Below are 20,115 nucleotides of genomic sequence, written 5' to 3' on the forward strand. Positions count from 1 at the left end.
ATAATATGCATGTAATTAATATTATTAAAATTAATATTTCTTAAAGTATAATAAATCAGATAATAATGTGCATTATTTCAATCATATGTAGTATATAATATTTTTTACAATCAAAACCTATATATCAACCAATATTTTGATTATTTGATATAATAAATAACATTATTGATTTTTTAATTACTTAATATTAATACACATGAAACATATAATTAGGTTAATTAGTACCTCCAACAGTGATATTATTTAATTTTATTGTTGGTTGGCCAACGCTAACTGGTATGTTTTGTCCGTTTTTTATACATGTACCTATTCCTGTATCTAACGATAGATCGTTACCAACCATAGAGACACTTTTCATGATTTCGATACTTGATCCTATCAACGTAGCTCCTTTTATAGATTTGGTGATACGACCTTTTTCTATTAGGAAAGCTTCAGATGCAGAAAAAACAAATTTGCCCGATGTAATGTCTACTTGGCCGCCACTAAAGTTTGCAGCATATACTCCGTAATCTACACTGTCGATAATTTCTTCTGGGGTCGATTGCCCTGACAACATATAAGTATTAGTCATGCGAGGCATAGGTAAAGCAGCGTAAGATTCTCGTCTACCGTTTCCTGTTGAAGTGCATCCCATTAGTTTCGCATTTAATTTATCTTGCATGTATCCTTTTAGGATACCATTTTGAATCAATATATTATATTGACCAGGAATTCCTTCGTCATCGATAGTTAATGATCCACGTGAGCCCTTCAATGTAGCATCATCTACTATTGTGCATAGTTCAGAAGCTACTATTTTTCCGATTTTGTTAGAAAATATAGAACTACCTCTTCTATTAAAATCTCCTTCTAAACCATGCCCTACTGCTTCATGCAACAAAATACCAGGCCAACCCGACCCTAACACTACTGTCATAGTTCCTGCTGGAGCTTCTACAGCTTCAAGATTAGTTAAACTCATTCTAACAGCATCTTTAGCCCAATAATCAGCTCGAATTTCTCCTTCTACAATAGTATCTAAAAAAAAATCATACCCAAATCGTCCACCACCACCACTTATTCCTTGTTCTCTTTTTCCATTTTTTTCCACTTGCACTAATATAGATAAACGTACTAATGGTCGAATATCTGCTGCTAAAATACCATCTGTAGCTGCTATTAAAATCTGTTCATAAATACCTGATAAATTAGCATTAACTTTTTGAACTCTAGAATCAGTAGCGCGCGCTGTTTTATCTACTCTCATTAATAGTTCTATTTTTTCTTCTTTAGATATATTAGACAATGGGTTCATGTAAGAATATGCAGTGGAATAGGAATACTGTTGAGTAGGACAAACGTATTTATGTTTCTTTAAGTCAACAATAGTATTATTATTATTATTGTTGCGGCGATGTTCGCTTGTAATGCTGGTAGCAGCTTTCATGCTACGTATTAGTGCATCTAGAGTTAATTGATCTGTGTAAGCAAATCCAGTTTGTTCTCCTATGATTACTCGCACACCAGCACCTTGATCGATAGTGTAGGATCCAGATTTAATAATGCTATCTTCAAGAGTCCATGTTTCATGCAAACATGATTGAAAATACAGATCTGAGTAGTCTATTTGAAATTTTTCTGTCATGTCTAACAAATATAAAAGATCATTATGTTGTAATTTATTAGGAGTGAGTAGTCTTTCAGTAACAAAATTTAAGCTCATATAACCTCTATTTAAAATATAATAATTAGTATATTTGACTAAATGGAAAGAATTTTTTAAATATTTGTTTTTAACAATTTTTATATATTTTATTTTAAAATGTTTTACTGAGTATTGGTTAAATGTGTAGTATACTCGTTCTTATTTCGGTTTAAAACCCTTTTATCTCATTGATAACATATTATATGTATAATATGCTTATTATGAATTAAATAGTTTAGTAATTATTATTACTTTTTATATATATGTATACACAGAGTGATTAATTTTATTGATGAAATAATTCTTATAACTCATTAAATTAATTAAATATGTATTTTGCTTTAATGATGTTCTTCTTCATGTGAAAAATACGATTATTCAATTTTTGTTTAATATTTTCATGACATTCCTGAAACAGTGTTGTTAACAATGATTTCAATTTTTTATAAGTTTATGTAAATATATTTATTCAATAAAAATAATTATTTAATATTAAAATTATTACTATTAGTATTTTTTAAAAATCATCAATTGTTGATTAATTTCGGCGAATTTTGTGCATTAAAAAAACTAAAAATGGCCATGATCCACCATCTAATAGGCAGTTCCAAAATATTTCCGGTGCATACAAAACTTTGGTTATTAAAAATTTTATTAAAAATGTAATGCTTTGATGAATAAAAGAAAGAAATATAATAATAAAAGTTTGTTGCCAGATAGGCATGTATCTAAAAAAATAAATGTTCCGGATTACCAAATAAGCAAGTATACTTAAAGATAAAGAGTGTATTCCTAAAGTAGATCCTAGTATGATATCAATTACTAATCCTAAAGTAAATCCAGTACCGATATTCACCTGATTTGGAAGTATTGTAATCCAACGAATTAACAGTATCATTGTCCAGGATGGATGTATATTCCACGTTCGAAGACAAAAGGGAATAATTTGTAAAATAATTGCAATGATAAAAGAACTATATACTACCCACAATTTATAATTATTGTATTTATTGTGCATGTTTTTAAAGTTGTTTTTATTGCAAATATTATTATGTTAAATATAATAAATAATGTTTTAATATTAATTACATTAATTTATTTCCAAAGTAGTATTGCATAACATAAAGATTGTAATTTAACTGTTGGATGTGCTTGAATGATGGTAGAGTCTTGTTCTGAATCTACTATTATATTAGATACTGTTGCTACTGGATATCCTTCTGGAAAACGACCATCTAATCCAGATGTTATCAAGATATCTCCAATACATACATCTAAATATCCTGGATATTCTGCACGTAAATCTGCGCCATATCCACAACCCATTAAAATAAAACGCATATTATTTCGCTTTATTTGTACAGGTAAAGCATGTTCAGGATCACAAATCAACATAACACGACTGCTAAGTGTATTAGTAGAAATTACTTGCCCTATGATTCCTGAATCAGTAATAACTGGTTGACCAATATAGATGTTATGATTCTTTCCTTGATTTATTATAACTTGATTGCCGTATAAATCTGCGTTAACAGAAATAATTCTAGTGATTATTTTTTGTTTATCATAACACAAAGGAGAGTGAATTAATGCATGTAGCTTGTAATTTTCATCTTTATATTGATCCATCAACAATAATTCACTGTTTTTTAAACATAACTCCTGACGCAATGTATTATTTTCCAATATTAATTTGTCATATCCTGATAACAATTTTTTAGTATAATTGTATATATTATGCGACTTATCGCATAAGCAATAAAACAAATAAGTGGAATCTTCCATGTAACTTTTTAATTTTAGGAACATATTTAGTTTTTCATCGGAAATAATAATGATAACAGACATTATTATTGCAAAAAATAAACGTAATTCTAAATAAGGAAATTTATTGCTTATAGCACTATACATGGAAGATACCTTAATCTTAATAAGACTAATTAATATATATCATTAAAAGTAATACATTTTAATTTATGTGATTTTATTAATTTAAAATGTATAAATTTATTTATAGCGCTTTTAAAAAAAATTATTCTTCACTAAATAAGTCTCGACCGTGTACATCAATCATATCAAGTGCTTTACCGCCACCCCGTGCAACACAAGTAAGCGGGTCTTCTGCGATTACCACGGGGATACTAGTTTCTTTTATCAATAAACGATCAATATTTCTCAATAGTGCCCCTCCTCCAGTTAATACCATTCCATATTCAGAAATGTCAGATGCTAATTCTGGAGGACATTGTTCTAGTGCCGCCATAACTGCACTGACAATGCCAGTTAATGGTTCTTGTAATGCTTCTAAAATTTCATTATTATTTAATACGAAACTTCGTGGTATTCCTTCTGCTAAATTTCGCCCACGTACTTTTATTTCACGAAGTTCATCATCTAAATATGCAGAACCTATAGTATGTTTTATTCTTTCTGAGGTTACTTCTCCAATCAAGGAACCATAATGACGTCTCACATAACTAATAATAGCTTCGTCAAAACGGTCTCCTCCAATCCTAACAGATGATGAATACACTACTCCATTCAGTGAAATTACTGCGACTTCAGTGGTACCGCCTCCAATGTCTACTACCATTGAACCAGTAGCTTCGGATACTGGTAAACCTGCTCCAATAGCCGCTGCCATAGGTTCTTCTATTAAAAAAACTTCACGTGCTCCTGCTCCTTGTGCAGATTCACGTATAGCTCTACGTTCAACTTGTGTAGCGCCTACTGGAACACATACTAACACCCTCGGGCTTGGTTTCATGAAACTATTGCTGTGCACTTGCTTGATAAAATGCTGCAACATTTTTTCAGTAATAAAAAAGTCAGCAATTACTCCGTCTTTCATGGGGCGAATAGCCGCAATGTTTCCGGGAGTTCGCCCTAACATCTGTTTCGCTGCATAGCCTACAGCAGCTACACTTTTGGGCATTCCGCCTCGATCTTGTCTAATGGCTACAACAGAAGGTTCGTTTAAAACAATACCTTGTCCTTTTAAATAAATCAAAGTATTGGCAGTACCGAGATCAATAGATAGGTCGCTAGAAAATATGCCGCGGAATTTTTTAAACATAATAGTAATAATCTAAAATAAGTTTATAAATTTTTTTAAAATTATTCATTTGTGATTGATCTTTTGGAGAAAAATAAAATTAAATGATCGCATAATATCGATAAATGTATTTTCAAGTTATTGTGTTTAAAATATTGCATATTATTTAATTCTCTATATTTATTTAATATTAAAAAATTGAAACATATACTACGTATATATATTGCATTATAAATATAACTATATATGTGTAAAAATAATAAATTATATTTGGTATACTATACAATTAAGATTGTCAAATATTATTTTAGATGCTTATTGTAGTTCGTGTAAGATTGCAATAATCAATTTTATTGAAAATATTACATTCTAATATTATAATAGTTATCTTGAAAAAATAAATTATTTATTACATGAATATTGTGTATGACAGTTATTTTTATTAAAAAAATTTAAAACCTAATAAAAATCAATTGTATTTTTAGGCATTATTGGTTTTTAATTATAAACAATAAACATATATATTTGAAATTATGATAATTTTCTACGAAATATATTATTGAATAATAAAAAATTATTATTACTGTACTACAGACAACATTTATTAAATATTAAATATAAAATGATATGTAAAGTTATAATTGTGCACTGAGGTGTTGAATTGATGAGGATGTTTGAATATCATGACAAATAAATGTCGTATTTTATTGATAAATGGGCCTAATTTAAATTTGTTAGGTATACGTGAACCACATATATATGGATATGAAACTTTATCTGATGTTGTAGCAAATTTATATAAGACTGCTGAATCGTTAGGTATTCAAATGGATCATTTTCAATCTAATGCAGAACATGAATTGATTGAATGTATACATAAAAATTACAAAAATACGGATTTTATCATAATTAACCCTGCAGCTTTTACTCATACCAGCATAGCGTTGCGAGATGCATTTTTATCTGTGAATATTGATTTCATAGAAATTCATCTTTCTAATATATATATCAGGGAAAAATTTAGATATCGTTCATATTTGTCTGATATTGCGCTTGGTGTTATTTGTGGATTTGGGGTATACGGATATCATTGTGCTTTACATATGGCGCATAAATATTTATCTAAAAATTAATGAGTAACAAATACACATAGGTTTTGCTATGGATATTCGCAAAATAAAAAAATTAATTACACTGATTGAAGAATCAAATATATCTAAATTAGAAATTTCAGAAGGAAATAAGATAGTGCGTATTACTCGTTCTACATCTACAACATCGTCCGATTCGGCTCTTTTGTCTACAAAAAAAGAGTCAGAAATACCAGTACGTATTCCAAGCGCAACAACACGTTATGAAAATGTTAAATTGATAAATAATGGACATGTTATACGTTCTCCAATGGTAGGTATTTTCTATATTGCTTCTAGTTCAGATTCCAATCCATTTGTATCAATTGGTCAAATGGTTGAGGTCGGAGATACTGTGTGTATTATTGAAGCCATGAAAGTTATGAATCAAATTCAATCAGATAAGTCAGGCATAGTCAAAGCAATTTTAATGGACAATGGTCAACCAGTTGAATTTAATGAGCCATTAGTTATTATCGAATAATGAGAATAAAATGTTAGAAAAAATTGTCATTGCAAACCGAGGAGAAATAGCGTTACGTATTTTACGTGCATGTAAAGAATTAGGGATAAAAACAGTGGCTGTGTATTCAACTATAGATCGTGATTTGAAACACGTGTTGTTGGCTGATGAAACTGTTTGCATAGGACCTCCTCCTGCAATACATAGTTATTTAAATATCCCGGCTATTATTTCAGCTGCAGAAATTACTGGATCATCAGGAATTCATCCTGGTTATGGGTTTTTGTCGGAAAATGCTGATTTTGCGGAACAAGTTGAACGTTCTGGTTTTGTTTTTATTGGGCCGCATTCAGAAACTATTCGTTTAATGGGAAATAAAATATCCGCTATAGCTATTATGAAAGAATCAGGAATAAAGTCTGTTCCAGGTTGGAATTATGAATTGAATAAGAACATAAATAATGAAATTTATAATTTTTCACATCAAAATTTACATATTGATTATCCAATTATCATAAAATCTGCTCATGGAGGAGGAGGACGCGGCATGTGTGTAGTTAAAAAAGAATCAGATTTACAAGATGCTATACGTATGATGCGATCAGAAGCAAAAAACACGTTTAATAATGATACTATTTATGTAGAACAATACTTGAAAAATCCTAGGCATATAGAAATACAAGTTTTATCTGATGGAAAAGGCAATACAATCTATTTGACAGAACGTGATTGTTCCGTACAAAGGAGATATCAAAAGATAGTAGAAGAAACTCCTGCGTTAGGTATTAGTTCTACAATGCGGCAACATATAGGAGAGAGTTGTATAAAAGTTTGTTATAAAATTGGATATCGTGGAGTAGGTACATTTGAATTTTTGTATGAAAATAATGAATTCTTTTTTATTGAAATGAATACTCGTATTCAAGTGGAACATCCGATTACAGAAATGGTTACCGGGATAGATCTCGTTAGAGAGCAGTTGAAAATTGCTTCTGGATATACGTTAGATGTTACACAAGATGCAGTTAAATCTTCAGGACATTCTATAGAATGTCGTATTAATGCTGAAGATTCTCATAAATTTATACCTAGTTCGGGATGTATTACTAGGTTTCATGCTCCTGGGGGATTGGGTGTACGTTGGGAATCTCATATTTATGCTGGTTATTCAGTGCCTCCTTATTATGATGCAATGATAGGGAAATTAATTTGTTTTGGGGAAACACGTGAGATAGCTATTGCTCGTATGAAAAATGCGTTGTCAGAATTAATTATTGACGGAATCAATACCAATATTGAGTTACAATTAAAAATTGTAACTGATGAGATGTTTCAGAAAGGTAACGAAATTAATATTCGTTATTTAGAAGATAAACTTAATATATAAATAATTAGAAAAAAACATATATGGCTACATATGAAAAGGAGTCTTGTCTTTACTTAAAGAGATTAAAATATACCATTAGATCTTGAGATTATTAAATGTAATTTAATACTATTAAATTAATAAAATAAAACATAAAAAATTAAAAAAGATATATATGTATATATTTTTGTATGGTTGTTTGTTTTTATTATATCTGGCAAGAACGCTAGACTTTCAATAATCCAGTTTGCTGTTGTTTTAGTTTTTTTTGTTATTTTTTTACCGCTAGATACTAGCACTTTAGTTCCAATACCTGCAAATTGACCTGCTAGCATATCATTTTCAGTATCTCCCACCATATAAGAAGCAGTCATGTTAATATTAAAACGTTTTTTTGCATCTAATAACATTCCCGGATTAGGTTTTCGACATAAACAAGATCGTTGGAATTTTTTCACTATTCCCTGTGTATGGTGCGGACAAAAATAAATAGCATCTATATATACATGATGGTATGTCTCTAAATAAGAAATCATCCATTTTGTTAATAATAAAAAATCATATTGAGTAAATAAACCTCGTGCTATTCCAGATTGATTAGTAACTATGATTAAAAAAAAATTCATTTCTTTCAAAGTTACCATTGCATCTATGACATTTTCAATGAAAAAAAAATTATCGATATTATACACGTAGTTTTTATCAATATTAATAGTACCATCTCGATCTATAAATATAGCATTATTCACGATTAGCCTTGTATTTATTATTATAATTACGAATGTTTATTTTGTTAAACAATGTTACAACAAAAATTAATATTATATAATAACATATAATTATTAAATTTTGTTTTAATTGTAAAACAGCATTGTTGTAAAATGTATTATTATCAGATTATCAACATTTTCTATAAAGTAGGAAAATGTTATTAAATGGTTATATACTGATATATAAGCCTATATTAGAGTATAGAATTGTATTCTTTTAAAGAAATACTAAATGTGTATTTATATAATAGTATATATTAAATCAAAAAATTTAATTCTTAAATAATAAATATATTTATTAAAAGGGCGATTATTATTTTATATCACTTATCAGGTGAAAATAATGCGTACTAGTCAATATTTATTAGCTACTCTTAAAGAGATACCTAAAAATTGTACAACGATTAGTCATCAACTAATGTTACGAGCTGGCTTAATTCGTCAAGTGTCATCTGGTCTTTATACCTGGTTGCCTACTGGATTACGAGTATTGAGAAAAATAGAAAATATTATTCGAGAAGAAATGAGTAAAATTGGTGCTATTGAAATAGCTATGCCGATAGTTCAACCTGCGAGATTATGGAAAAAAAGCGGTCGTTGGACAAAATATGGTACAGAACTATTGCGTTTTAAAAATCGTAACAATCAGGAATTTGTACTAGGACCGACTCATGAAGAAGTGGTGTCAGAAATTATTTGTAAAAAAACGATGTTGTATAAACAGTCTCCATTAATTGTGTATCAAATTCATACTAAATATCGTGATGAAGCACGTCCTCGATCTGGAGTAATGCGTGCTAGAGAATTCATTATGAAAGATGGATATTCTTTTCATTTCAATCAGAAATCTCTTCAAAATACATATAACAATATGTATCAAACATATCACACTATTTTTAATCGTATTGGACTAAATTTTTGTGTTGTTCAAGCTGATCCTGGTAGAATTGGAGGGGTATTGTCTCATGAGTTTCAAGCATATTCTGAAAATGGTGAAGATACTATCGCAACTCCTATGATACCTGATAATGATTTAATTGATTTTCAGTTATTGAATGATGTGATTTCTATTAAAATGCAACCAAAAATGGCTACAGAAACAATGCGTTTAGTAGCAGCTCCTCATATTAAATCTATAGAAGAACTAATTAATCAATTTAATTTGTCTATACATCAAGTTGTGAAAACAATAATTGTACGCTCTAAAAATAAACATATCAATGATAATCATTCTTTATTAGGATTGGTAATTCGGGCTGATCATCAGATTAGTTTAAAGAAAATTTCGATGATTCCACAAGTACACACTCCGTTATCTTGTATAGATCCAAAAGAGATGCATACAATTACTGGAGCACAACCCAATTTATTAGGACCTATTAATTTATCTATACCATTAATTGTGGATTATAATGTAGCAACAATGAACGATTTCGTAGCTGGATCTAATATGAGCGGTAAATATTTTTTTGGAGTTAATTGGAATCGCGATATACCGCTTTTAAAAGTAGCAGATTTAAGTGAGGTATTACATCATAATTTATATACTAATAAAAAAAATATTTTATCCATTCATAATTGTATTGAAATAGGGCACATATTTCAATTAGGACAAAAATACTTAAGCTTAAACACTAATCATATAAAAAAAAATAATGAACATAAACATAATTTTCCGATGGAAATGGGGTGTTATGGTATAGGAATTACTCGTATTGTTGCCGTAATTATTGAACAAAATTACGATAACAATGGTATTTTATGGCCTGATGTAATCGCTCCATTTAAATTAGCTATTGTACCAATTGATATGTATCGTTCCGTCAATGTAAGAAGTATTGCAGAAAAAATTTACCAACAACTTCTATCTGTTATAGGAATAGATATATTAATTGATGATCGTAAAGAATATCCAGGCACAATGTTTGCTGATATAGATTTGATAGGAATACCACATGTTTTAATTATTAGTGATCGTAGTTTAGCTAATCAAGAGGTGGAATATAAATATCGTAAAAAAAATGAAATAAAAAAAATTAAACTTGAAATATTAATGCGATATTTAGTTGAAAAAATTGTTTCTTCATGAAGTTTTTAATTAATTTTAATTGAAAAGAGCGTTGATTTTAAGGTTAAAAATTTTAATTATATTTAATATATATATATTGCGATATGATTGTTTTGATTGGAATTCTATTGAATTGTTCTTCCTATTGATACAATAAAAATTTTATTTTTATAGTTTTGAAGTTAATTATTTTTATTTAACTAATAAAAATGAAGAGCATTATTCTAAATGATAACGAACGCTGTTTTTAAAAATTTTATGAAATAAAATGTTTTGTAACCAAGATATTTTCCATAATATGGTTGTTTTATTTGTAATTTTACCATTTTGAGTAATGAATACTCCTATAGCAGTAATTAACGTTTTATTATAAAAAAGTAAAGGAATACGGCTTCTCAGCCACGGAGGTACACCTAATTCTTGCCAAATTTTTTTTAAATGTCGACCATGATTTCTTCCCAAAATATATAATAATCCATCTATATTTCCAAACATAATTGATATTTTTTCATCAGATTTTGGGGCCCGAACAAAACAATGTGTTAATACTTTTTTATATTTTTCAGAAAAATTATAAGACATATTTAATGAAAAATTTATGTTTAGATGTGTGTTGAATGAATTTTTAGATAAACATTCGTTGATACTTAATGGTTGATATATCAACTTACCTAAGTTATACGGTAGTATAAATGCATTATACATGATATTCCACGATAATTTAATTTTATTTAAAGAACATTTCATATTTACAGGTAAAATATACAATTTTTCACGGAAACGACGACATAGGCATTTATCTAATTGTAGTATTGGAGTGGCATCTCGACGGCTTAGTACTACTTCTTTCCAAATACGATTTACAAGTTGATAGGAAGGCATCTTTATAGAAAAATTTAATAACCAACGGCGCAGTAATGCTTGTCTTTTTGGTATGCTGCATTGGAATAGTGGACTAAATAGTAAAGAACCGTCTGATTCATCAATTAGTTTTTTCAAAGATTCTGATAACAATTCATTTAACAAACTTTCTTGATCTTTACACAGTTGAGCGGTACGCGCAACTACTTGATTGAAATGAGGCCAACGCTGATATATTGATGGTAAAATTTTTATGCGTAAAAAGTTACGATCAAAACGTGTATCTGAATTCGTGTCGTCTTCTATCCAGTCAAGTTTTTTATTATAGGCATATATCTCTAATTGTTCGCGAGAGCAATCTAATAATGGCCTCAACAACCTGTATTTATTAGCATACAACGTATTTTTACTCATTCCAGATAGTCCAGATGGGCCACTTCCTCTTTTTAATGCAAGGAGTAAACTTTCCGCTTGATCGTTCATGTGATGCGCGGTCAAAAGTATTTCTTTTGAATCTAAATGATCATATAATTTCTTATAACGAAGATTGCGTGCTAATGCTTCTGTGTTACGTCGTTTATTTTCTGAGTTATAACAATTAATATGAATTACCGAGAAAGGTATACCTCGCGTTTTACATTGATCGGAACAATGACTAGCCCATTTATCTGCATCATTACTGATGCCATGATTTACATAAATTGCGCGTAAAATAAATGGAGATGATGTGAAATGATCGATTCTATTTCTTAATTTTGTTAAGATATCTAAAAGTACTGTAGAATCTAATCCCCCACTATAAGACAACAACAATTTTTTATATCCAAGAATACAATGTGTTACAGTACGATATAAATTCCAATTTTCTGACGATGTGTTGATTGCAATCATATTGTTGCTAATGTAAATGTCATAAAGTCATGATGATTTAATATCATAACAATGATTATATCAATCTTTAGTATATGTATTATATATATTTTACATGATTTATACTATATATAAATATTTTAAAAAAGTAATATATTTTGACTTAAAATTAACAATATCCATAATGCATCAATCTGTGATATCGTCGATCTAACAATTTTTTTTCATCAAAAGAATCTAATTCGCTTAAATCTAATAATAATTGAGTTTTTAATGAAATAGATGTAGTTAATATGTCTCTATGTGCTCCTCCTAATGGTTCATAAATCACATTATCAATTAGATTTAGTTCTTTTAACCGATAAGAAGTAATACCCATTGCTTCGGCAGCTATAGGGGCTTTTTTTACGTTTTTCCATAAAATTGATGCACATCCTTCTGGAGAAATTACAGAATATGTACTATATTCTAACATATTAACTTTATCGCCAATGCTTATAGCTAAAGCTCCTCCGGAACCCCCTTCTCCGATGACGGTACATATAATCGGTATTTTTAATACTGACATTGTACGTAAATTTTTAGCGATTGCTGAAGATTGTCCGCGTTTTTCTGCTCCTACCCCAGGGTAGGCGCCTGGAGTGTCTATAAAAGTAATCAGTGGTATCTTGAATCGTTCTGCCATTTTCATTAGACGTAGTGCTTTTCGATACCCTTCTGGAGCAGGCATACCAAAATTTCGTTTAATTTTTTCTTTAGTGTCACGACCTTTTTGATGTCCAATAATCATAACTGGTCGGGAATTGAGTCTTGCTATGCCACCTACAATAGCTTTGTCGTCAGCGTATACTCGATCACCAGATAATTCGTCAAAATCATTAAATATACGCTCTATATAATCTAAAGTGTATGGGCGCTTAGGATGTCGTGCTAACTGAGCAATTTGCCAGGCATTTAAATTGGAAAATATTTTTTGGGTAAGTTCGATATTTTTAAAACGAAGACGATTAATTTCTTCATTAATATTTGTTTTTGATTTTTTATCTAAGTGTACTATCGATGTTAAAGAATTAATTTTTTCTTCTAAATCTAGGATAGGTTTTTCAAAATCAAGAAAATTTAAACCCATAAAATTCCTGTTATTATATATAAAAATTTAATGTAATTCTAATTTGATTTGTTTATCCCCAACAAGACTGCGTAGATTGGTCAATAACTGATCAGTCAGGGTAACATACCATTTTTTTCCACAATGTAATTTGATTTGAATGTCATTTTTTTGATAAAAAAAATATACTGGTAAAGTTCCAAGTCTATTTTTTTCTAAAAAAAAATGAATATTCGTTAATAATTGATTGTTCACTTCTTTATTATTTAAAGTGATAGATAAACTGCGTGCATGTTTTGTATAAATATCGTTAATATCTTCTAATTTCTGTGCAATTATTTTATAATAACCATGTATCTTATCAATACTAATTACTCCTGTAACAATCAATAAATTATTTTCCTTTAAACAATATTGATAGCTATGAATTAATTTTTCAAATATCATTATTTCTAATCGACCAGAATAATCTTCTAAAATAAAAAATACAACACGTTTTCCTCTTTTACTTAATTTTGTTCGAATTGATACAATCACACCAAAAATATGTATCATCTTATTATTATTTGTTTCTAGTATAACATCTTTTATAATAACAATATTAGGCATATAACTTTTTATTGTTTTCATGTATTGAACAGTAGGATGACTAGTTAAATATAGTCCAAGAGCTTCTTTTTCTTTTTCTAATAATAATTGACTGGACCATTGTGAGGCGTTGTAATTGCAATCAGCTGTTGTAACAGTGTTAGATATGTCCAAACGCATGTCGAATATATCTGTTTGTTTGCTATATTTATTTTTAATATGCTGATTAGCGCGTTTTAATACATCATTAAGTGATGCCACTAATTTTAAACGATGTATTCCAAACGAATCGCAGGCTCCAGAAAGAATTAATTTTTCAATCATACGATGATTTATTTTTGTACTATCGATGCGGATACAGAGGTCAAATAATTCTTTAAAATTACCATCCTTATTGCGAGATGTTATTATAGATTCTATAGAGGTTTTTCCTATTCCTTTTATAGCTCCAAATCCATAAACAATTTCTTTATGTTCGTTAACATAAAAATGATGTTGGCTAGTATTTATATTTGGAGGTAGAATTTTGAGATTCATTTTTTGACATTCACCTATTAGGTGAGATACTTTATTTAAATTGTCCATATCAGAACTTAATGCTGCCGCCATAAATTCAGAAGGATAGTGTGTTTTTAGCCATAACGTTTGATAAGATATTAATGCATATGCAGCAGAATGGGATTTATTAAAACCATAACCAGCGAATTTTTCTAAAAGATCAAAAATCTTCATTGATAATGTAGTATCGATGCCATTTTTTGTAGCGCCTAAATTAAAAAAAGAGCGTTGTTTAGCCATATCTTCTGGTTTTTTTTTACCGATAGCACGTCGTAGTATATCGGCTTGTCCAAGTGTATAACCTGCGAGCACTTGCGCTATTTGCATAACTTGTTCTTGATATAAAATAATTCCATAAGTTGATTCCAATACTGGACGTAAGGATTCGTGCTGCCATTTAGCATCAGGATAAGAAATAGTTTCATAACCGTGTTTTCTATTGATGAAGTTATCTACCATACCTGATTGTAACGGTCCTGGGCGAAATAAAGCAATCAATGCTATCAAATCTTCAAAACAATCTGGTTTTAAACGTTTAATTAATTCTTTTATACCACGTGATTCTAATTGAAAGATTGCTGTAGTTTTCGAAGATTGAAGTGTACGAAAGCTTTTTTGATCGTGTAATGATAGGGAGTGTATATCAATAATAGCAAGGTCATGTTTAAGGCGTGTGTTGTTAATCATTTTTAATGTATGTTTAATAATAGTTAATGTACGTAAACCAAGAAAATCAAATTTTATTAAACCAATACGTTCAATGTCATCTTTATCAAATTGGGTCATTGGATGAATGCTATCATTATCATAGTACAAGGGAGAAAAATCAGTAATTTTTATAGGTGCAATTACTACTCCTCCGGCATGTTTGCTTACATTTCTCACGATACCTTCTAATTGACGGGCCATATCAATTAGTGTTGTAATATCTTCGTCGTTTTCATAAAGTAGTTTAAGTTGAGGTTCGATAGAGATAGCTTTTTCTAATGTGATGCCTGGTTCTGATGGAATCAATTTAGCAATGTGATTGATCAACGTATAAGGATGACCTAGTGCACGTCCTACATCTCGGATCACTGCTTTGGCTGCCATAGTCCCAAACGTAATAATTTGAGACACAGCATCTGATCCATAAGTTTTAGAGACATGCTCAATTACTAAATCACGATGATCCATGCAAAAATCAATATCTAGATCGGGCATAGATATACGTTCTGGATTAAGAAAACGTTCAAACAGTAAATCGAATTGTAAAGGATCAAGTTCTGTAATTTTTAAGACATATGCTACTAGTGAACTGGTTCCAGAACCCCTTCCAGGACCAACTGGAATATCGTTATTTTTAGCCCATTTAATAAATTCCATAACGATTAGAAAATAACTAGGGAAATTCATACTATTGATTACTTGTAATTCATGTTGCAATCGCAAATCATATGGTATTCGTTTAATAAGGCGTTCTTTAGTCTTGGGAAACAACAAAATTAAGCGCTCTTCTAATCCTTTTTCTGCATATGTGGTAAGAAAATCTTGAGCAGATCTGCATCCAGTAGGAAATTGTGGTAAAAAAGATTTACCTAAATCGATGGTAATATTGCATTTGTACGCAATTTCTACACTATTTACCAAAGATTCCGGTATATCGGAAAATAATTTACACATTTCTTCTTCACTTTTCATAAATTGTTGTGAACTATATTTGCGTAATTGCTGAATATTATTTAATTGAGTACCAGCGTATATTGCTACTCGAATCTCATGCGCTAAAAAATCTTCTTCATTAATAAAACGTACATCGTTGGTAGCTACTACCGGTAGTCCCTTGACCATTGATAATTCTATAGCTAATTGTAAATAAAATTCTTCGTTTTGACGACCAGTACGTATTAATTCCAGATAATATCTATTTGGAAAATATTTTGAATAAAAATATAAACATTGTTCTATTTTTGATTTTTCATTTCTTAATAAATGTCTTCCGATCTCCCCGTTACACCCCCCAGAAAGTAGAATTAAACCTTTGTTATATTCTATGAGCCAATGGCGTTGAATTGTAAGAGCAATATTATTATGTTTATTTTTATATGCTTTGGAAATTAACATAATTAAATGATAATAACCTTGTTTATCAGTGGCCAAGCATGTTAATTTGCTCGGTTTGTTGCCAATGTTGACATCTTGTAGTAAAAAATCTGCTCCAATGATTGGTTTGATTCCTGATTTATAAGCAGAATCATAGAATTTAATAAATCCAAATAAATTGTTAAAATCAGTAAGAGCTAATGCGGGCATTTTAAGAGACGCTGCTTTTGCTATTAACTTATTTACTGTAGATAATCCATCAAACATGGAGTAATCGCTATGTACGTGCAAGTGAATAAAGCGTGGTTTTATCATAATTAAGAGGTCATAAATAATAATATATATCTAAATATCGAGTTGCCTATTAATATCACAAATTACATGTTTTACAGGAGCAAAGCTTTTTCTATGCTGTGATATAGGCCCGTATAGCGCTAATTGTTTTAAATGAAAATAGGTAGGATATCCTTTGTTTTGAGCAAATCTATATTTTGGATATTGCGCATCTAGTACGATCATATCTTGATCTCGAGTAACTTTAGCTACAATAGAAGCTGCGCTTATAACTGCTATTCGATCATCTCCTTTGATAAAACATTGATAAGGTATGCCTGTGAATTCTGGAGAATTATTTCCATCTATTAAAATCAAATCTGGCTTAATAGATAAATTGTGTACTGCTCGTTTCATTGCTAATAAACGAGCTTTCAAAATATTAAAACGATCAATTTCTATAGCATCAGCGCATCCGATACTCCAGGCTAATGTTTTTTCAATAATATTTTTATATAAATTAAGTCTTTTGTGTTTATTTAATGTTTTAGAATCAGCTAATCCAAAAATTGGTCGTATTGGATGCAATATTACTGCAGCAGCTATTACTGATCCGACTAATGATCCGCATCCTGATTCATCTACTCCCGCAATTAATTTAAATTTTTTGATAGATAATGTTTTTGATATTTCATGATTTTTTAATTGCTTGTTACATAACATTGTTGTCATTTGATTAACCTCAACACTGCGTGGGCTGCTTGTTCATCTGCTTTACATCTAATTCTATAATGTAACTGTCTAAATGTTTTTTTCAATACTATATGTTGATTATTATCATCATTTAATAAGTCAATTAATGTTTGTGCTAAATTTTCAGGACGACAGTTGTTTTGAATAAATTCTTTTACCAATTCACGATCTGCTAATAAATTAGGCAGTGATATCCAGGGAACATTTATAAAATGTTTGACTAACATAAATGTTAGGGGATGCATTCGATAAGCTACAACCATAGGACATTTGACTAACATACATTCTAAAGTTGCTGTGCCAGCGGTCACTAAAGAAACATCTGCTGCCATAATTATTTCCCATGCTGATTGGTTGTTGTTTAGAATACGATACTTAATTGATGTTGATACGACACTAATAAATTTTTTTACAGATGTTTGATTGTGTAATGGTACTAAAATTTCAAGATTAGGAAAATTATTTTTTAATAATTTAGCGCATAATAAAAAATCGTGAGCTAACATTTTAATTTCCCTAATTCTGCTGCCTGGTAATATTGCTAAACAACATACGTTACAGGGAATCCCTAATTTTTGACGAGCAAAGACTTTATTTGGATTCAAAGGTATTTGATCTGCTAATGTATGTCCAATAAATTGACATGGTATATTGAAGTGATCGTATATTTTTTTTTCAAAAGGAAAAGTAACTAAAATATTATCGGTGGCTTTTTTAAGCGCAAAAATACGTTTTTTCCTCCACGCCCATACTGATGGGCTAACATAATGGATCGTACGAATTCCATGTTTTTTCAAACGATTTTCTAAAGAAATATTAAAATCTGGAGAATCGATACCAATGAAAACATCAGGTTTTAAGTTAATAAATCTACGAGCTAAATTTCTACGAATGTGCAATAGTCGTGGTAATTTCAGAATAATTTCAGCGAAACCCATGACTGATAATTCTTCTATATTGTACCAAGATTTCATATGTTCAGATTGCATACAGGGGCCACCAATCCCAAAAAAACATACTTTTTTTAAGTATTTTTTTAATGCACGGATTAATCCTGCCCCTAAAATATCTCCAGAAGCTTCTCCTGCTACTATACCTATAATAATAGTACGATTATGCATAGACGATAGATTAACATTGTTAACGAATAATTCCCCTTTGAGAACGTATTAAAAAATCTACAAATTCATTGATGATCGGATGTTCTGCTGCTAATAGTTTTAAAGCTGTTTTAGCTGATTCAATAGTTTTATTGCTACGGTATAAAATTTTATAGGCATCTCGAATAGCGTGTACGGAGGAACGACTAAAACCTCGTCGTTTTAAACCTTCAATGTTTAATCCAAAAGGTGTTGCATGATTTCCTTGGGCTATTATGAATGGTGGAATATCTTGGACTACACCAGAACATCCTCCAATCATAACATGTGTTCCAATAAGGCAAAACTGATGGATTGCGGTCATTCCTCCAATAATAGTGTGGTTATCTACTCTTACATGTCCTCCTAAGGTAACGTTGTTAGCCATGACACAATGATCCCCGATTATGCAATCATGAGCAATATGCACGTTAATCATAAATAAATTGCTATTTCCTATTTTGGTCACTTTTTTACCTTGTATAGTGCCACGATGAATGGTGACACTTTCTCTAATCTTATTGTCATGGCCAATTTCTATTCGTGTAGATTCTTTTGCGTATTTTAAATCTTGGTTCACTTCTCCAAGAGAAGCAAATTGATAGATTTGATTATTTTCTCCAATTTGAGTAATCCCGTTAATTACAATATGAGATTTCAACAAAGTTCGCGCCCCTATCTCAACTTGCGCTCCAATAAAACAAAATGGTCCGATATATACGTTGTTGTGTATTATAGCTCCTTCTTCTATTATAGAACTAGGATGTATAATGGCAGATTGATGAATCATCAGTTTAAATTTCCTTTCTACGAGCGCACATCATTGATGCTTCACAAGCCATTTCTTCGTTTACTGTAGCGATTCCTTTAAATCGTGCAATACCGCGTCTTTCTTTAATAAATTCTACATCGAGTATCATTTGGTCACCAGGTTGTACTGGACGCTTGAATCGAGCTGAGTCAATAGCAGCAAAATAATATAATTCTCCTGGAGCTAATTTACCTGTACTTTTGAAGGCTAAGATTCCTGTAGCTTGAGCCATAGCTTCTAAAATTAATACTCCAGGAAAAATGGGTTTTCCTGGAAAATGTCCTTGAAAAAATGGTTCATTAAAAGAAACATTTTTTACCGCTCTTAAAAATTTCCCTTTTTCAAAATTTAGTACACGATCAACTAATAAAAATGGAAATCGATGCGGCAAAAGCTCTAAAACTTCCTCAATATGCAAAACACAAGTATCAGTAATCAAGGTTTTTATTCCTGTTTAAGATAATAAGTCGTATTAATAACATTCATTTATCCTGTTCATCCTAACAGGGTAAAGAATAAACTGTCCTAGTTAT

Annotated in this window: 16 protein-coding genes; 4 read left to right on the plus strand and 12 right to left on the minus strand. The window is 30.1% G+C overall.

What is annotated here, in order from left to right:
* Positions 1-214: 214 nt before the first annotated feature.
* From tldD to M9397_RS01190, 4 genes are all read right to left on the minus strand, one after another.
* Complete coding sequence (gene tldD / locus M9397_RS01175; RefSeq protein ID WP_250259829.1) at positions 215-1,705, minus strand: metalloprotease TldD; 1,491 nt, start codon at positions 1,703-1,705, stop codon at positions 215-217.
* A gap of 520 nt (positions 1,706-2,225) precedes the next feature.
* Positions 2,226-2,705 (minus strand): rod shape-determining protein MreD, encoded by a 480-nt coding sequence (gene mreD / locus M9397_RS01180; RefSeq protein ID WP_250227140.1) that lies wholly within the window; start codon positions 2,703-2,705, stop codon positions 2,226-2,228.
* A gap of 77 nt (positions 2,706-2,782) precedes the next feature.
* A complete protein-coding gene (mreC, locus tag M9397_RS01185; protein WP_250227141.1) occupies positions 2,783-3,598 on the minus strand; it encodes a rod shape-determining protein MreC in 816 nt (271 codons plus the stop codon).
* Positions 3,599-3,719: 121 nt separating this feature from the next.
* Positions 3,720-4,763, minus strand: coding sequence for a rod shape-determining protein (locus tag M9397_RS01190; protein WP_250227142.1), 1,044 nt, complete (start codon positions 4,761-4,763; stop codon positions 3,720-3,722).
* 662 nt (positions 4,764-5,425) lie between these two features.
* Between M9397_RS01190 and aroQ the strand changes: the two genes are divergently transcribed.
* Genes aroQ through accC form a run of 3 tightly spaced genes read left to right on the plus strand, consistent with a single transcriptional unit; the run spans position 5,426 to position 7,722 of the window.
* Positions 5,426-5,875 carry a type II 3-dehydroquinate dehydratase gene (aroQ, locus tag M9397_RS01195; protein ID WP_250259831.1) on the plus strand — a complete coding sequence of 150 codons (450 nt, stop codon included), beginning with the start codon at positions 5,426-5,428 and terminating at the stop codon, positions 5,873-5,875.
* Positions 5,876-5,903: 28 nt separating this feature from the next.
* Positions 5,904-6,356 carry an acetyl-CoA carboxylase biotin carboxyl carrier protein gene (gene accB / locus M9397_RS01200; protein ID WP_250259833.1) on the plus strand — a complete coding sequence of 151 codons (453 nt, stop codon included), beginning with the start codon at positions 5,904-5,906 and terminating at the stop codon, positions 6,354-6,356.
* Positions 6,357-6,366: 10 nt separating this feature from the next.
* Positions 6,367-7,722: an acetyl-CoA carboxylase biotin carboxylase subunit gene (gene accC, locus M9397_RS01205; protein ID WP_250227145.1), complete on the plus strand. Its 1,356-nt coding sequence runs from the start codon at positions 6,367-6,369 to the stop codon at positions 7,720-7,722.
* 116 nt (positions 7,723-7,838) lie between these two features.
* On the opposite strand, the gene gmhB is transcribed toward accC, so the two are convergent.
* Positions 7,839-8,450: a D-glycero-beta-D-manno-heptose 1,7-bisphosphate 7-phosphatase gene (gene gmhB, locus M9397_RS01210; RefSeq protein ID WP_250227146.1), complete on the minus strand. Its 612-nt coding sequence runs from the start codon at positions 8,448-8,450 to the stop codon at positions 7,839-7,841.
* Between the two features lie 364 nt (positions 8,451-8,814).
* Between gmhB and M9397_RS01215 the strand changes: the two genes are divergently transcribed.
* Complete coding sequence (locus M9397_RS01215; protein ID WP_250259835.1) at positions 8,815-10,560, plus strand: proline--tRNA ligase; 1,746 nt, start codon at positions 8,815-8,817, stop codon at positions 10,558-10,560.
* 198 nt (positions 10,561-10,758) lie between these two features.
* Here M9397_RS01215 and tilS read toward each other — a convergent pair whose 3' ends face one another.
* From tilS to fabZ, 7 genes are all read right to left on the minus strand, one after another.
* Positions 10,759-12,291 carry a tRNA lysidine(34) synthetase TilS gene (tilS, locus tag M9397_RS01220; RefSeq protein WP_250259837.1) on the minus strand — a complete coding sequence of 511 codons (1,533 nt, stop codon included), beginning with the start codon at positions 12,289-12,291 and terminating at the stop codon, positions 10,759-10,761.
* 148 nt (positions 12,292-12,439) lie between these two features.
* Positions 12,440-13,399, minus strand: coding sequence for an acetyl-CoA carboxylase carboxyl transferase subunit alpha (gene accA, locus M9397_RS01225; protein WP_250227149.1), 960 nt, complete (start codon positions 13,397-13,399; stop codon positions 12,440-12,442).
* 27 nt (positions 13,400-13,426) lie between these two features.
* Entirely contained in the window at positions 13,427-16,921 is a 3,495-nt protein-coding gene (gene dnaE / locus M9397_RS01230; RefSeq protein WP_250227150.1) for a DNA polymerase III subunit alpha, read from the minus strand.
* 30 nt (positions 16,922-16,951) lie between these two features.
* Positions 16,952-17,569 (minus strand): ribonuclease HII, encoded by a 618-nt coding sequence (gene rnhB / locus M9397_RS01235; protein WP_420022207.1) that lies wholly within the window; start codon positions 17,567-17,569, stop codon positions 16,952-16,954.
* A gap of 38 nt (positions 17,570-17,607) precedes the next feature.
* Entirely contained in the window at positions 17,608-18,753 is a 1,146-nt protein-coding gene (lpxB, locus tag M9397_RS01240; RefSeq protein ID WP_250227152.1) for a lipid-A-disaccharide synthase, read from the minus strand.
* Positions 18,754-18,772: 19 nt separating this feature from the next.
* Entirely contained in the window at positions 18,773-19,561 is a 789-nt protein-coding gene (gene lpxA / locus M9397_RS01245; protein WP_250227153.1) for an acyl-ACP--UDP-N-acetylglucosamine O-acyltransferase, read from the minus strand.
* Positions 19,562-19,565: 4 nt separating this feature from the next.
* The gene (gene fabZ, locus M9397_RS01250; protein WP_420022205.1) at positions 19,566-20,021 is read right to left on the minus strand and encodes a 3-hydroxyacyl-ACP dehydratase FabZ; all 456 of its coding nucleotides are present in this window, start codon (positions 20,019-20,021) and stop codon (positions 19,566-19,568) included.
* Positions 20,022-20,115: the final 94 nt, after the last annotated feature.

The organism is Blochmannia endosymbiont of Camponotus sp. C-003 (assembly GCF_023585685.1).
In the GTDB taxonomy this organism is placed as follows: Bacteria; Pseudomonadota; Gammaproteobacteria; order Enterobacterales; family Enterobacteriaceae; genus Blochmanniella.

Bases quoted from the DNA above. Each gene is read 5' to 3' on its own strand.
- tldD (WP_250259829.1), bottom strand. From the start codon at position 1,705: ATGAGCTTAAATTTTGTTACTGAAAGACTACTCACTCCTAATAAATTA.
- mreD (WP_250227140.1), bottom strand. From the start codon at position 2,705: ATGCACAATAAATACAATAATTATAAATTGTGGGTAGTATATAGTTCT.
- mreC (WP_250227141.1), bottom strand. From the start codon at position 3,598: ATGTATAGTGCTATAAGCAATAAATTTCCTTATTTAGAATTACGTTTA.
- M9397_RS01190 (WP_250227142.1), bottom strand. From the start codon at position 4,763: ATGTTTAAAAAATTCCGCGGCATATTTTCTAGCGACCTATCTATTGAT.
- aroQ (WP_250259831.1), top strand. From the start codon at position 5,426: ATGACAAATAAATGTCGTATTTTATTGATAAATGGGCCTAATTTAAAT.
- accB (WP_250259833.1), top strand. From the start codon at position 5,904: ATGGATATTCGCAAAATAAAAAAATTAATTACACTGATTGAAGAATCA.
- accC (WP_250227145.1), top strand. From the start codon at position 6,367: ATGTTAGAAAAAATTGTCATTGCAAACCGAGGAGAAATAGCGTTACGT.
- M9397_RS01215 (WP_250259835.1), top strand. From the start codon at position 8,815: ATGCGTACTAGTCAATATTTATTAGCTACTCTTAAAGAGATACCTAAA.
- tilS (WP_250259837.1), bottom strand. From the start codon at position 12,291: ATGATTGCAATCAACACATCGTCAGAAAATTGGAATTTATATCGTACT.
- accA (WP_250227149.1), bottom strand. From the start codon at position 13,399: ATGGGTTTAAATTTTCTTGATTTTGAAAAACCTATCCTAGATTTAGAA.
- dnaE (WP_250227150.1), bottom strand. From the start codon at position 16,921: ATGATAAAACCACGCTTTATTCACTTGCACGTACATAGCGATTACTCC.
- lpxB (WP_250227152.1), bottom strand. From the start codon at position 18,753: ATGCATAATCGTACTATTATTATAGGTATAGTAGCAGGAGAAGCTTCT.
- lpxA (WP_250227153.1), bottom strand. From the start codon at position 19,561: ATGATTCATCAATCTGCCATTATACATCCTAGTTCTATAATAGAAGAA.